Origin of the sequence: Chryseobacterium sp. StRB126, from assembly GCF_000829375.1 — a bacterium.
In the GTDB taxonomy this organism is placed as follows: Bacteria; Bacteroidota; Bacteroidia; order Flavobacteriales; family Weeksellaceae; genus Chryseobacterium.
The window spans coordinates 4,703,540-4,717,808 of the sequence record NZ_AP014624.1; the positions used below are offsets into that span (position 1 = coordinate 4,703,540).

General features: G+C 35.8%; 13 protein-coding genes. 8 read left to right on the forward strand and 5 right to left on the reverse strand.

Annotated elements, in window-relative coordinates:
* The first annotated feature begins 1 nt into the window (after position 1).
* Complete coding sequence (locus CHSO_RS21280) at positions 2-562, forward strand: hypothetical protein (RefSeq protein ID WP_045500634.1); 561 nt, start codon at positions 2-4, stop codon at positions 560-562.
* 306 nt (positions 563-868) lie between these two features.
* On the opposite strand, the gene CHSO_RS21285 is transcribed toward CHSO_RS21280, so the two are convergent.
* Positions 869-2,206, reverse strand: coding sequence for an IS1182 family transposase (locus CHSO_RS21285; protein ID WP_045494754.1), 1,338 nt, complete (start codon positions 2,204-2,206; stop codon positions 869-871).
* Positions 2,207-2,503: 297 nt separating this feature from the next.
* On the opposite strand from CHSO_RS21285, the gene CHSO_RS26470 reads away from it, so the two are divergent.
* The gene (locus tag CHSO_RS26470; RefSeq protein WP_262483761.1) at positions 2,504-2,626 is read left to right on the forward strand and encodes a hypothetical protein; all 123 of its coding nucleotides are present in this window, start codon (positions 2,504-2,506) and stop codon (positions 2,624-2,626) included.
* A 266-nt stretch (positions 2,627-2,892) separates the two neighbouring features.
* Here CHSO_RS26470 and katG read toward each other — a convergent pair whose 3' ends face one another.
* Positions 2,893-5,169, reverse strand: coding sequence for a catalase/peroxidase HPI (gene katG, locus CHSO_RS21300; protein WP_045500639.1), 2,277 nt, complete (start codon positions 5,167-5,169; stop codon positions 2,893-2,895).
* A gap of 486 nt (positions 5,170-5,655) precedes the next feature.
* Between katG and CHSO_RS21305 the strand changes: the two genes are divergently transcribed.
* Both CHSO_RS21305 and CHSO_RS21310 read left to right on the forward strand, forming a co-directional pair.
* Positions 5,656-6,123, forward strand: coding sequence for a heme-binding domain-containing protein (locus CHSO_RS21305; RefSeq protein ID WP_045500642.1), 468 nt, complete (start codon positions 5,656-5,658; stop codon positions 6,121-6,123).
* 5 nt (positions 6,124-6,128) lie between these two features.
* Positions 6,129-6,539 (forward strand): thiol-disulfide oxidoreductase DCC family protein, encoded by a 411-nt coding sequence (locus CHSO_RS21310; RefSeq protein ID WP_052480681.1) that lies wholly within the window; start codon positions 6,129-6,131, stop codon positions 6,537-6,539.
* A gap of 131 nt (positions 6,540-6,670) precedes the next feature.
* Here CHSO_RS21310 and CHSO_RS21315 read toward each other — a convergent pair whose 3' ends face one another.
* On the reverse strand, positions 6,671-8,110 hold the full coding sequence (locus CHSO_RS21315) for an alpha-amylase (RefSeq protein WP_045500648.1): 1,440 nt from the start codon (positions 8,108-8,110) through the stop codon (positions 6,671-6,673).
* A gap of 187 nt (positions 8,111-8,297) precedes the next feature.
* Here CHSO_RS21315 and CHSO_RS21320 point away from each other — a divergent pair, with 187 nt between their 5' ends.
* Complete coding sequence (locus tag CHSO_RS21320) at positions 8,298-8,975, forward strand: DUF4290 domain-containing protein (RefSeq protein WP_045500651.1); 678 nt, start codon at positions 8,298-8,300, stop codon at positions 8,973-8,975.
* A complete protein-coding gene (murA, locus tag CHSO_RS21325) occupies positions 8,975-10,282 on the forward strand; it encodes a UDP-N-acetylglucosamine 1-carboxyvinyltransferase (RefSeq protein WP_045500653.1) in 1,308 nt (435 codons plus the stop codon). Before CHSO_RS21320 ends, murA begins: the two co-directional genes overlap by 1 nt.
* 402 nt (positions 10,283-10,684) lie before the next feature.
* On the opposite strand, the gene CHSO_RS21330 is transcribed toward murA, so the two are convergent.
* A complete protein-coding gene (locus CHSO_RS21330) occupies positions 10,685-10,996 on the reverse strand; it encodes an NIL domain-containing protein (RefSeq protein ID WP_045500656.1) in 312 nt (103 codons plus the stop codon).
* Between the two features lie 346 nt (positions 10,997-11,342).
* Positions 11,343-11,999: a YiiX/YebB-like N1pC/P60 family cysteine hydrolase gene (locus CHSO_RS21335; protein ID WP_144429003.1), complete on the reverse strand. Its 657-nt coding sequence runs from the start codon at positions 11,997-11,999 to the stop codon at positions 11,343-11,345.
* 116 nt (positions 12,000-12,115) lie between these two features.
* Between CHSO_RS21335 and CHSO_RS21340 the strand changes: the two genes are divergently transcribed.
* Together CHSO_RS21340 and CHSO_RS21345 are read left to right on the forward strand one after the other, a co-directional pair.
* Positions 12,116-12,814 (forward strand): response regulator transcription factor, encoded by a 699-nt coding sequence (locus CHSO_RS21340; protein ID WP_045500659.1) that lies wholly within the window; start codon positions 12,116-12,118, stop codon positions 12,812-12,814.
* 10 nt (positions 12,815-12,824) lie between these two features.
* Positions 12,825-14,192 (forward strand): ATP-binding protein, encoded by a 1,368-nt coding sequence (locus CHSO_RS21345; RefSeq protein WP_045500662.1) that lies wholly within the window; start codon positions 12,825-12,827, stop codon positions 14,190-14,192.
* The last annotated feature ends 77 nt before the right edge of the window (positions 14,193-14,269 follow it).

A 14,269-nucleotide genomic window follows, 5' to 3' on the forward strand; every position in this document is an offset into this window, starting at 1 on the left:
TATGAAAGTGAAAATAATAATTTTATGTAATTTTTGGTTATTTTTCTTAAATTGTAAAGGAAAACACGATATAATAGATAATTCTTTTTCTAAAAAATTTAACGTTGACAAAACAAGTCTCGTAATTAATTCCAATAATGAGGAAAACCAGACCTTTATTACGGGAAAGTTCAAATATTTTTCCAATAATTATTCTATTAAAAATCCAATTTACATTAAGGATAGTATTTATTATTATGATAAAAATAATATCTTATTTGATTTTAGTTCTAAAAAAGAACCAGGTTCCTTTATTATAAATGATTCATTACATTTAAAAGTTTCATTTTTTAACGATATAATTTCAGATCAAAATAAATTTCGACTGTTTAAAATTGACAACGTGGAAAATTATTACACATTAAACTTAACAAAAGTTTATATTGCAAATTATAAGTACGGCATAGTGGGTGAATTTATAGTTACAAAAGAAAATAATGAATGGTTAATAACCAATATTATTGGTTATTTTCCTAATGATAATTTGTTTCTTTCAAAATTTAAAAAAGTTAAATTAGAATGACGTGATTAAATTTATTATAAGAATTAGGAGACTAGAATAAGTTCTGGTGTGCATTATATGATAAAAAGCAAGTAAAAGTATTGAAATTTAAAATCCCAGCTGCGCAAAGTCTCCCGCCTTTGCGCTAACAAAAAATGCTGATTCAAGCCCTTTCGCTTGTATTAGATAAAACAAAAGAGGCTGTCTCAAAAGACAGTCTCTTTTTTATTGCAATTTTTTGTGAGGGACTTAGTTTTGTATTTTAATTATTTAGGATTTAGTTTTTTGATGAGTTGTGGATGTATTTTTTTTAAAAAAGAGCAGATTTTACCCTGCAAGCGCTAATTTTCTTAGATTGTGAGCAATAGCAACCAGGCCGATTTCTATTTCGACTTTATTTTGTCCTCTAAGCATAAATCTTTTAAATCCTTTGTTATGTTTGATCTGAGCAAAAACAGGTTCTACATCGTGGCATCTTTGTTTTCTAAGCTTTACTCCACGTTTGGTATTAAGAAGCTTATGAGCCTTATGCCGGAGCTTTGAAAGTTTTGGATTAGAAGGTGAAGAAGTTATGGTTTTAGTTTTCTGGTCTTTATCAAAGTAATTATACTTGATATAGGCTTTGACTTTTCTCTTTTGAAGAAAAATATAATTCTCTTCTGATCCATATCCTGCATCAGTCACTATCTCCTTGGGAGTTTTACGATAAAGATGTTCAAAATTATCAATATGAGGGAGCAGTGTTTTAGTGTCCCCAGGATTAGGATGCAGCGTATAGTTAAGGATAAACTGATTCTCGGTACTGAGCTGAAGATTGTAAGCGGCTTTAAGCTGTCCGTTACCCATATGATCCTCTTTCATACGCATGAAAGAAGCATCAGAATCTGTTTTTGAATAGCTGTTCCTGCCCCGGAGAATTTCCTGCTGTTTCTCATATTTTTCAAGGTTATCCGGCCAGTTTTTTTTTGCATAATTAATCTTCTGACGGACTTTAGGACAGATTTTCTTCTTTCTCAAAGTAGAGTCTATCGTTTCTATAGCAGATTTTATTTTTTCTTTATCCATAGACTTAAAGGTTACCTCAGAAGTATCTTTCATTTCTTCCCCAGCTATTTCCTGAGTGTAATTCCACAAATCTTCAAGCTGGGACTCTATACGTTCTTTATTCTTTTTGATCGCCTTTCCCCATACAAATGTATAACGATTGGCATTGGCTTCTATTTTGGTACCATCGGTAAAAATAGTCTGAAGGCTTACCAGCCCTTCTTTCTCTAAATACACTACAATTTGTGCGAAGATCTCTTTGAGTTCTCCTTTTAATCTTTCACTTCTAAAACGGTTCAAAGTATTATGATCAGGACGATTCATGGCACTGAGCCACATAAAATGAACATTTTCTTTGAGAGCCTGTTCCAGCTTTCTGCTAGAATAAATATTACACAAATAGCCATACACCAATACTTTCAAAAGCATTTTCGGGTGATACACCGATGTGCCCCCTGGTTTATAATTACGGATTAAATTACTGATATCCAGACCGTCTATAACTTCTGAAACAATTCGTACAGGATGATTAGCTTCTATTAACTCCGATAAATTCGGAGGAAATAGAAAATTTTGCTTGGGATTGTAATCTTTAAAGACTACCTTTGAATTACTTAACACACAGCAAATTAATCAATTTGCAAATATTAGGAAAGCAAAAGCTTTCCTTTTTTTATGCTTGCAAAAAAAGACTGCCTCACTTTTGAGACAGCCTCTTTCTATATTTATTCCTTCTATCCAGATTTTATCTAAACATGTAGTTTATTTACAAACTATTATAAAATTGAATATATTAGATATAATTCTAGAAATAAGTGTAGTCCCACTATTAGTAGATGAAACTATTAAATTAAAAGGAGCTCAATAAAATAAAGCCTATATTAACATTTCAAAATCATTTTATATTACAGATTGAACATGCCAAAATTAATAATTGTCCCCAAAGACAAAGAAGCCGAAACTGCATTAGATTATGATTTGGCAACTCCGGAACAAGTTATAGAACTCAATTTAACCAATGAAGCATTTGAAAAATTATGAAATGAAGGAGTTTTTGCTTTAATCAATAAAATATCCAATAGTAATATAGATCAATTCGAAGACGAACATATTACTGATTTAAATTATATTTCTAATTCTTTCATTGAATTAAAGAAAATTCCTGATGACATAGAAGATATCATTAAAATGTTTGAGCTCGCTATAACCTATAATACGAGTATTTATTTTTATTTTTGAATTTATTTAAAAACAAAAAACCGGCGGCCTTTTCCAAGACAACCGGTTTATTATATAATTAAAAAAGATTAAACCAAGTCAAATCTATCCAGATTCATCACCTTCGTCCAAGCCTTAACAAAATCATTGATAAATTTACCCTGTGCGTCAGCACTTCCATAAACTTCAGCAATCGCTCTCAGCTCAGAGTTTGATCCGAAGACAAGATCAGCACGGGTAGCTGTCCATTTTGGCTGACCAGTTTTACGGTCTGTTCCCATGTACGTTTCTTTATCGTCTGACATTGCTTTCCATTGGGTTCCCATATCTAGAAGATTGACAAAGATATCATTGGTAAGAACTCCAGGACGGTTGGTAAATACACCATGTTTAGAACCATCAAAGTTTGTATCCAAAGCCCGCATTCCTCCTACCAACACCGTTAATTCCGGAGCAGTAAGTGTTAGTAATTGCGCTTTATCAATTAATAATGATTCTGTAGAAACTGTGAATTTCGTTTTCAGGTAATTACGGAATCCATCAGCAGCAGGTTCCAGGTATCCCATAGATTCTATATCCGTTTGCGCTTGAGAAGCATCCATTCTTCCCGGTGCAAAAGGAACTTTCACATCGTGCCCTGCATTTTTCGCGGCAGCTTCTACAGCTACACTTCCTGCTAAAACAATTAAATCTGCTAAAGATATTTTCTTACCTCCATTTTGAGCATTGAATTCATTTTGAATGCCTTCCAATACTCCCAGCACTTTTTGTAATTGAGCCGGATTATTGACTGCCCAGTTTCTTTGAGGCTCTAGTCTTATTCTTGCCCCATTCGCTCCTCCTCTCTTATCACTTCCTCTGAAAGTAGAAGCAGAAGCCCACGCCGTGGAAGCCAGTTCAGAAATACTCAATCCCGAGTTCAAAACTTTAGCTTTAAGAGCATCAACATCAGAATCATTAACCAATTCGTGGTTTACTTCCGGAATAGGATCCTGCCAGATTAATTCTTCCTGTGGTACATCCGGTCCCAGATAACGGGCACGAGGTCCCATATCTCTGTGGGTTAGTTTAAACCATGCGTTTGCAAATGCATCTGCAAACGCATCAGGATTTTCATAGAAGTGTCTTGAAATTTTTTCGTAAACAGGATCCAGCCTTAAAGAAAGGTCCGTTGTCAACATAGTAGGTCTGTGCTTTTTATTGGCATCAAATGCATCAGGAATGATCTCCGCTCCATCCTTCGCTACCCATTGGTGAGCTCCGGCAGGGCTTTTTGTAAGTTCCCATTCATTTTCAAATAGGTTTTTAAAGAAATAATTACTCCATTGTGTTGGCGTTTCTGTCCAGGTTACTTCCAGTCCGCTGGAAATGGCATCTCTTCCGCTTCCTGATTTATAGCTGCTTGCCCATCCTAAACCTTGTAATTCAATTCCTGCTGCTTCCGGTTCTTTACCCACATGATCTGCAGGTCCTGCACCATGGGTTTTTCCAAAAGTATGTCCACCGGCAATCAAAGCAACCGTTTCCTCATCATTCATCGCCATACGTCCGAAAGTATCTCTGATATCTTTAGCAGCTGCAATCGGGTCTGGATTTCCGTCCGGTCCTTCAGGGTTTACATAGATTAATCCCATCTGTACCGCAGCCAATGGGTTTTCAAGGTTTCTTGAGTGGATATCTCCATCTGCTTTTTCATCGGTAGGAAGAACTGCAGAATGACCTTCTACTACTCCTTCAGAACCATGAGCATAACGCAGATCGCCACCTAACCATGTTTTTTCTGATCCCCAGTATACATCTGCATCCGGTTCCCATACATCTGCACGCCCTCCTGCAAACCCAAAAGTTTTGAATCCCATAGATTCAAGGGCTATATTTCCTGTAAGGACTAAAAGGTCTGCCCATGATATATTTCTACCATATTTCTGTTTGATAGGCCATAGCAATCTTCTAGCCTTATCAAGGCTTACATTATCCGGCCAGCTGTTCAGGGGTGCAAAACGTTGCTGTCCTGCTCCTGCTCCACCTCTACCATCGCCTACACGATAGGTTCCGGCACTGTGCCAAGCCATACGGATGAATAAAGGACCATAATGACCAAAATCTGCCGGCCACCAGTCCTGTGAATCTGTCATTAAAGCATGAAGGTCTTTTTTTACCGCCTCAAGATCAAGGCTTTTAAATGCTTCTGCGTAGTCGAAGTCTTTATCCATTGGGTCAGACAGTGATGAATGCTGGCGCAGAAGATCTACTCTTAACTGATCCGGCCACCAATCTTTGTTTTGAGTACCTTCACCTGCTACGCTCTTGTTCATTGTTCCGTTGTGAAAAGGGCATTTACTGATGTCATTCAAATCTTTTTCCATTGTCGTTTATTTATTTTTTATATTGATTACTACAGTTTAAGAAATTCCTATGTGGTAAGAACATGACAAACTTACAACGTTCATTTAATAAATACAATCTATTAATAATTATTTCAATGATAGTTAAAAACTATAACAAAACATTTCCGACAGCATCAAAACTCAAGACACTATTGTGGTATTAAGTTAGTCATTTTTTAAATCCATTTGGCACCCTCCACTCTATTTAGAATAACTCAAGGGAAGGTAGAGGGAGACTGGAAGTTATGATAGACGAGAAATACCTCTAGGACAATTATTTTAATGAATAAAAAAAAGAAATTTCCACTTCATCTTCAAGTCTATATCAGTTCATAGAAGGCCTTTTATACACTATAAAAAAGAATATTCTTACTCCAACTTCAAGCACCTCCGTCTTCCCTCTCCCAGCTTCCAGCCACATCATAAAAATTAACTATCTTTATCATTCACAAACATGAATTCGATATGAAAAAAGTAATAGTTATTATCCTTGTAGCCTTTATTATCATTCAATTTTTTCCTATTGATAAAACCAACCCGCGCCCTACGCCCGGCATGGATTTTTTGAAAATAAAAAATACCCCTGAAAAAGTAACAAAGATCATCAGAACATCTTGCTATGATTGTCATTCCAATGAAACTAAATATCCATGGTATACCAATATTTCACCCGTTTCGTGGTATGTGAAAAATCATATTAATGAAGGCAGAAAGCATCTTAATTTTTCTACCTTTGCAGTATATGAGCCTCAAAGACAACTTCGTAAACTGGAAGAATGTATGGAGATGATAGAGAAAAAAGAAATGCCGCTTGAATCATATTATGTAGGACATCAGAATGCAAAACTGACTGATGAGCAGCGTGCAGATCTTGTTCAATATTTCAAGCAAGCCAAAGAAGATACAGAAAGAAGGATCATGTTTAATAAATAGAAAACGTGGAAAACTGGGAAAACAAACATATCGTATTTTTTGACGGAGATTGTGGGGTCTGCAATTTCTGGGTTCAATGGATCCTGGAAAGAGATACAAAAGATCAATTCATGTTTGCTTCATTACAATCTGAATTCGGACAGCAGTTTTTATCGGAAAGAGGTTTAGAAACCAAAGTTTTCAATACTTTATACCTTTGGAAACCGAAACAGTATTATTTCATAAAATCAAGAGCAGTATTGCAAATTGCCAATATCTTGGGCGGAATTTATAAACTTTCTGCTATTGGTAAAATTATGCCTGCTTTTCTGAGTGATAAAGCTTATGATCTTATTTCAAGAAACAGAATGAAACTGGCCAACCAAAAATGTTTTCTTCCGGATCAGCATCAGAAAAAAAAGTTTATTCAGGTGTAATTTAAATTCCCACAGATCTCACAGATCTGCACAGATGTTTATGCTTATAGATAAAAAATCTGCGCTATCAGCAAAATCTGCGAGAAATTATATTATTCATTATTTTTTGGAGCTCAAAACTGTCACATTACTCATAAGTTAAGCGACCACACAGAATAACTATTCGGTGGACACTGAATTTTCACCCGCTTATCCCCCTGTGTCGTCGGATACCAGCTCGAATGTCCTGTAAAATCTTTGATCTGCTGACTCGTCCAATTGGTATCAATCCATCTTTCCTGCCAGTTTGAGGAGGTATTGATATACACTACCAGCCCCGGATTTCCGTTGTACCCGTTACGCCTTGCAATGTATTCATCATTATCCGTATATAAAATGGAAGTGGTTCCTGTAGCTTTATTATTGTGAATCCAGATCAGATTGTTGAGCCTTTCTTTGTTTAACCATTCTTCATAGTCTCTGTAAAAAATAGTGGGATAACCTTCATGTGTTAAAATATAAGCATAGGCAGGCATTTTGTTGTAGATAACATCCGTATCATGATTGGCAACGAAGGTGACTGCTTTGTATGGATTTCTTTTCCACATCATATCATCATTCAACACATTCAGGTTTCCGTTGTCAAAAGCTTCATCCATTTTATAATATGCGGCAAAATCAAATACGGAACTGTTGGCATTATTAGCCCACCATTCCAGCGTATTGACATTCGAATCCCATAATTCACCTACAGAAAAGCCTCCTACCTTAGAATTCCAGGTATTCACGACCCAAGGTCCAAATCCTTTTACATAATCGAATCTCCAGCCATCAAATTTCATTACATTTTTATAATATTTCGCCACTGAATCGTCTCTTTCCCACAACCAGTCCTGTACATGAGGGTTAGCATGACATAGATCCGGGAATCCACCAAAGGCACCCTCATCATTGTTTCCGTAGGCATTTTTATAAAAGTCATTGTAGTTTCTTTGAAATTTTCCGGAAGCGACCCCTGAAAAATTGGTCCAGGTGTTTGTTCCGGTAAATGGATTCGCTTCAGATTGGCCACCACTATTATGGTTGATAACAATATCAGCATAGACCTGCATATTTTCTGCATGGGCTTTTGTAATCAATGCTTCCAGCTCTGCTCTTGATCCAAATCTGGTTTCTGTACTTCCATTCTGATTAAAATTTCCAAAATCGTAATAATCAGTAGGGTCATATCCCATGGAATATGCTCCATTTTGAGCTTTTGAAGCCGGTGGGAGCCATACAGCACCAATCCCTGCATTGGACCACGCTGTTAATTTATCTTTAACAGTATTCCACCAGTTGCCCCCATCAGGAACATCCCAGTAAAACCCCTGCATCAAAACACTACCACCTGGGCCTGCAACAAATTTCCCTTTCACGGATCCGGATTCACTTCCTGTACTGAAAGGTCTTCCGTCATGTTGGGTTACATTTACTATTTTATCGTGTACTTCTTCCTTCTTCACAGATTCCGTACTCAATTCATCATGATTTTGGCATGAGCTAACAAGTGCTAAAGCCAGTAGGGAAAGAATAAAATGTGTTTTTTTCATTGGAATAACTAATTATTAAACTACCAACTAATTTACATTTTTATTAAAAACAAATTCAAAATAAGGAGAAATATTTTGAATATAAATAATATTTATATCAGAATCACATCAGAAATTTTCATTAAAAAATCATAAATTTTAAAGTTTCTCGAAACAATTTTTCTTTTAATCCATATATTTGCATACTATGGAATACAATACCCAAAAAACTCAGCTTCATATGCCCGAATACGGCAGAATTATACAACAGTTGGTTGAGCGCTGCAAAGAACTTCCTATCAAAGAGGAAAGGAATGAAATGGCTATGGCAATCATCGATTTTATGGGTCAGAGAAACCCACAACTTCGCGACGAAGAAAATTATAAACATAAACTTTGGGATCATCTTTTTATTCTGGCAAACTATGATTTGGATGTAGACTCTCCTTATCCGTTTCCAACCATGGAACAATTGGCAGAAAAACCTAAAAGAATGGAATATCCAAAACTTCAAGGAGACTTTAAATTTTACGGAAAAAGTATTCTTCAATTAATAGAGAAAGCAATTGAACTGGAAGCAGGTGACGAAAAAGAAGCCCTTATCGAAGTTATTGCCAACAATATGAAGAAGTCCTATAATGTTTACAATAAAGAACACGTGACGGATGATGTTATTTTCAGACATTTGAAAGAATTGTCTGAAAACAGGTTGGATCTTACAGGAATTGAATCTCTTGAAAAGAGTAAGATTTATTATACAAGTAATAACAGCCGAAATAACAACAATAATAATAACAACCGGAATAGCGGTAATAACAACAACAATAATAATAAGAACCAACCCAACAAAAGAAGGCATAACAACAATCATAAAAACAGAAAATAATGAGTGGAACATTTCAAATAAGAGGAGGAAAAAGACTGCAGGGGGAAATAACTCCACAAGGAGCCAAAAATGAAGCTCTACAAATTTTGTGTGCGGTTCTTTTAACGGACGAGGAAGTAAGAATTAAAAATATCCCGGACATTCATGACGTAAACAGGCTGATTGAAATTCTTGGGGATTTCGGAGTGAATGTTACTAAGAATGGCCATGGAGACTACACTTTCAAGGCAGACAAAGTAAACTTCGATTATGTAAAATCCAATGAATTTAAAAAGGATGGTGCCAAACTTCGTGGATCAATTATGTTGATGGGACCTATGCTGGCTCGTTATGGTGAAGCTTATATGCCCACTCCGGGTGGTGACAAGATCGGAAGAAGAAGATTGGACACCCACTTCCAGGGATTGGTGGAACTTGGTGCTGAATTCCACTATGACGAGGAGGAATACTTCTATTCTTTAAAAGCGAAAGAGCTTAGAGGAAAATTCATTCTATTGGAAGAAGCTTCTGTAACCGGAACAGCTAATATCGTGATGGCTGCAGCTCTTGCAAAAGGGAAAACCAGAATTTACAACGCTGCTTGTGAACCTTACCTTCAGCAACTATGTAAAATGCTGAACAGAATGGGAGCTAATATTTCTGGTATCGGATCTAACCTTCTTACGATTGAAGGGGTAGAACATCTGAACGGTACGGAACATACAATGCTTCCCGATATGGTAGAAATCGGATCATGGATTGGGCTTGCTGCCATGACAAAATCTGAAATTACCATCAAAAATGTAAACTGGAACCAATTGGGAGTGATTCCTAATACCTTCAGAAAACTGGGAATTCAGCTTGAGCAAAGTGGTGATGATATTTACATCCCTGCTCAGGAACATTATAAAATTCAAAAATTTATTGACGGGTCTATCCTTACCATTTCTGATGCTCCATGGCCTGGATTTACTCCGGATTTATTATCTATTATCTTAGTAGTGGCTACTCAGGCTAAAGGAAGTATCCTGGTTCACCAAAAAATGTTTGAATCCAGATTATTCTTCGTAGATAAATTAATTGATATGGGAGCTCAGATTATTTTATGTGACCCACACAGAGCAACAGTAATCGGATTAAATCAGGAATCTCCGTTAAGAGGAACTACAATGGTTTCCCCGGATATCAGAGCCGGAAATGCCCTTCTTATTGCAGCTCTTTCTGCTGAAGGGAAATCGATTATCCACAACATCGAACAAATCGACAGAGGATACGAAAATATTGATGGAAGACTGAAAGCCATTGGTGCTGACATCGAAAGAATCTAAACTTATTTTTATTACCATAGAGCGTTCAGAGAGATCTGAGCGCTTTTTTATTGTCCATCATTTTTACATAAGCTTCATCAAATCAATTTTAAATGATTCTCTCTTTACATCCTTACCATATAAAATCTTGCCCATAAAACTTTGCGTTTACAAAAATAATAAAGGTTCTTTTTATGACCACCCCATCAAAAATTCAGAGAATTTTTACCACCCTTCCAGTGGAGGGGAATCCTCATTCCTCCAATTGAGAAAGTTTTCAGGATTGGGGTCAATATTTACTCTATATTTTAAAAATCTGCGGAATCTGTGAGATTTGCAAGAGAAAAAACATCTTTTTAAAATAAAAAAGTGCCCAGTAAAAGAACCGGACACTTTGAGTAATTAAAACTATATGAATCTCCCCTAAGAATACTTTCGGCAGAAATACTCCACCGTTGTATTCAAAAGTTTATTTTTATTCAGATAAACCTCAAGCTGATGATAGTCATCTGAATTGGCATTAATATATAATTGTACCGAACCAAAACTGTTTCCGTTTACATATTCAACGTTTGCAGATAACACTCTGTGACAAATACCCAATTGATTATGGATGGTATGCATTAAATGCTCAAATTTCATTTTGCCATTCAACTCTATTTCCAATAATAATTCTTTTTTAGACAGGTTCAGTGTATTTTGAAAAACCTGCAGGCTTGGGTTAGGTGTAATCATCGCTAAACATTTTTGGTTAATACTCAGATCATATTGCGCTCTGCATTTAAATCTGTCACAAAAATATAAAAAAATATTAGTCTACCAAATTAGTGGACTAATATTTTTTAAAATTTAACATAAAAAAAGAAGCCACTACAGCTTCACTATTTATTTTAATTCAAATTCGGGAAAGGTATATGGGCGGGAAGCCGGAAGCTGGAGATTGGAAGTTATCAAGTTATAAAAATCAAAAAAAATGTTTTTTATCAATCATGATACTCTACTATTTTAAGTCCAAACTTCACAAGTTATAGGTCTAATAGTAACTTCCAACCTCCTTCTTCCAGCTTCCTTTCCAATTATTCTAAAGTTCTCCTATCGCTTCTAATTTTTCGGAACCAGCCAATCCATTGGGATTACAACCAGGCTCTCCTTCTGGTACTTTCAGATTTTTCTTTCCATAAAAATCTTCCCAAAAGGTATTTACTTTTCCTGTTTTGGGATCAACGAAAGTCATAGGTTCTAATGTAAAAATATGATCATCCCGGAAAGCTCTTTCTACAAAATCTGAACAATAATAAGAACCTTCCTCCAAAATATAATTGAAATTGTATGGTTTGCCCAACATGGAATTTGCTTTTTCAATGGCTTCAGGAATTGATTTCTGGTATTCAGGTTTCAAACGATAAACCACAACATTTTGCTGGTCTTTTTTCTGATCTTTAATAAAATCCTTCAAGCTCTGTTTTTGTGAACCCCCTTTTGGAGCTGCATGCAGAACAAACATTTTATGACCTTCTTTTTCCAGAATCCCAATATGGTCAAAAGTAGCAGTCTCCTGCTTTTGAGTTACATTATTAATCGCTCCGGACAATCCTGTTTCCTTTGCCGTTACAAAAAGTAAATCTCCGTTTTGAAGTGCTACGGAACTCCGGTAGGAATTGCATTGTACCATTATCAACAGTATCAATATCCGCATTCCGTCAACCATTCCTTTTTTAAGTTTATTTTTGAAAATCATTTTAATTTCCGGTATTCTGATTGTTATTTCGATCCAAAATTACAAAATAGAAATCATTACATTTGCGAAGAATATCGAGTAACTTTCACAGTAACCCAAACACTTTATCTATTCTTATGCCTCATATTTTACTTGTTGAAGATGATAAAAGACTTTCACGGCTTATTGGCAGAGGTCTTCTGGAACAGGATATGGACGTAAGTTTTGCCTATGATGGCGAAAAAGCTACAGAACTGGCCACAACTCAGGATTTCGATCTCATTATCACAGATATTATTGTTCCGTTGAAAAACGGTCTCGATTTTTGCAGAGAAATAAAAAATTCCAAACCCCATACACCCGTTATTATGCTAACAGCATTGGGAACTACTGATGATAAATTGGAAGGTTTTGATTCCGGGGCAGATGATTATCTGACCAAACCGTTTGAAATGCGTGAGCTGATTGCAAGAGTGAAAGTTTTAATGAAAAGATCTTCTCTCCACTCTCCTACAGAACAAATAATAAGATATGAAAATATCGAAATGGATCTGAAACTTAAATCGGTAAGCAGAAACGGAATCCCCATTAAACTTACCCCAAAGGAATTCAATCTGATGAAATATATGCTGGAAAATCCTGAAAGGGTACTGTCACGTTCAGAAATTGCAGAAAATGTATGGGAAACGCACTTTGATACCGGAACTAATTTTATTGATGTGTATATCAACTACATCCGTAAAAAAATCGACAGGGATTTTGAAACCAAACTGATCCACACCAAAGCCGGAATGGGCTTTATTTTAAAAAAAGGATACGAAGAACATCAGCAATAACCTATAAGGTATGAAAATAAGAACCCGGCTTACCTTACTCTTTACCATTGTCACGGCTATGCTGATGATATTTTATGGTATTGCGGTATATTATTCTTCAAGTGAGGCCAGGGAAATTTCATTTTACGCCCAACTCAGAAACGAAGCCGTAGCCAAAGCCAATCTTTTTTTTCAGAGTACCCTGAGCGAAAAGGAAATGCACCGTGTCTACAAAAACAACACAAAAACGATTAACGAGGTTCAGGTTGCCATTTATAATCCGGAATTCAATCTCATCTATCATGATGATTCAAAAGTAGATTTTGTTAAGGAAGATCCTAAAATGCTTTCCAATATTTTAAAGAAGAAAGAGATCAGTTTTTTTATTAATGATCTGCAAGCTATAGGAATGGTCTACATTCATAATGGAAAAAAATATTTGGTAACCGCTGCCGGATATGATCAATATGGTTACAAATCAATCAACCATCTTCTTACCATCAGTATTATTGCTTTTATTAGTATTTTAATCCTTATTTATTTGGCCGGAATATTCCTTTCAAAGAAAGCATTGAATCCGCTAAGTGGAATGGTTCATCAGATTAAAAATATTACTGCCGGAAAATTACAGTTGCGTTTAAAAACTACTGGTGAGAAAGATGAACTGAATGAATTGGCCCAAAACTTCAACGGAATGCTTGAACGCCTGGAAAATTCGTTTGATGCTCAAAAACATTTTGTATCCAATATCTCCCATGAACTGCGAACTCCTTTATCGGCTATTATCACGGAACTGGAATTCTCTACTGAAAAGGAACAGACCAAAGAAGAATATCAGCAGACCATTCAATACGCACTGGATGATGCCCGAAATATGGTGAAATTATCCAATAGCCTAATGGATCTCGCCAAAGCGAGCTATGATCCTAATGAAATCAGTTTTTCAGAAATACGGCTGGATGAAATCCTTCTGGAATCTTATTCAAAAATAATCAAGGAAAATCAGGAATATAAAGTTTCATTGAATATAGATCGTTCAATAGAAGAGCATCAGCTCGTTGTACAGGGAAATGAATATCTATTACAGGTTGCTTTTAATAACCTCATCGATAATGCCTGTAAATATTCTCCGGCTCAAACCTGCCTGATTGATGTTAAAACAAACAACGAAAAGCTTGACATCAGTTTCATCAATACAGGAATTACCATTTCGCAGGAAGATTTACTCCATATTTTTGAACCCTTTTACAGAAGTGAAGTATCTAAACAGGAAAAAGGCTATGGAATAGGACTGTTCTTAACGGAGAAAATTATTCATCTTCATCATGCAGCTATAAAAGTGGCCTCTGAAAATAATGAGACTGTTTTTACTGTAATATTTGAAACTGAAACTACTTAGTGTTACTTATTTTTAAACTACAACAGTTTTTAAACACTTAAGTTATTTTCAAGTGACAAACTTCATACATAAAAGCA

Coding starts and splice junctions, on each gene's coding strand:
- CHSO_RS21280 (WP_045500634.1), top strand. CDS start 2: ATGAAAGTGAAAATAATAATTTTATGTAATTTTTGGTTATTTTTCTTA.
- CHSO_RS26470 (WP_262483761.1), top strand. CDS start 2,504: ATGCCAAAATTAATAATTGTCCCCAAAGACAAAGAAGCCGAAACTGCA.
- katG (WP_045500639.1), bottom strand. CDS start 5,169: ATGGAAAAAGATTTGAATGACATCAGTAAATGCCCTTTTCACAACGGA.
- CHSO_RS21305 (WP_045500642.1), top strand. CDS start 5,656: ATGAAAAAAGTAATAGTTATTATCCTTGTAGCCTTTATTATCATTCAA.
- CHSO_RS21315 (WP_045500648.1), bottom strand. CDS start 8,110: ATGAAAAAAACACATTTTATTCTTTCCCTACTGGCTTTAGCACTTGTT.
- CHSO_RS21320 (WP_045500651.1), top strand. CDS start 8,298: ATGGAATACAATACCCAAAAAACTCAGCTTCATATGCCCGAATACGGC.
- murA (WP_045500653.1), top strand. CDS start 8,975: ATGAGTGGAACATTTCAAATAAGAGGAGGAAAAAGACTGCAGGGGGAA.
- CHSO_RS21330 (WP_045500656.1), bottom strand. CDS start 10,996: ATGATTACACCTAACCCAAGCCTGCAGGTTTTTCAAAATACACTGAAC.
- CHSO_RS21335 (WP_144429003.1), bottom strand. CDS start 11,999: ATGATTTTCAAAAATAAACTTAAAAAAGGAATGGTTGACGGAATGCGG.
- CHSO_RS21340 (WP_045500659.1), top strand. CDS start 12,116: ATGCCTCATATTTTACTTGTTGAAGATGATAAAAGACTTTCACGGCTT.
- CHSO_RS21345 (WP_045500662.1), top strand. CDS start 12,825: ATGAAAATAAGAACCCGGCTTACCTTACTCTTTACCATTGTCACGGCT.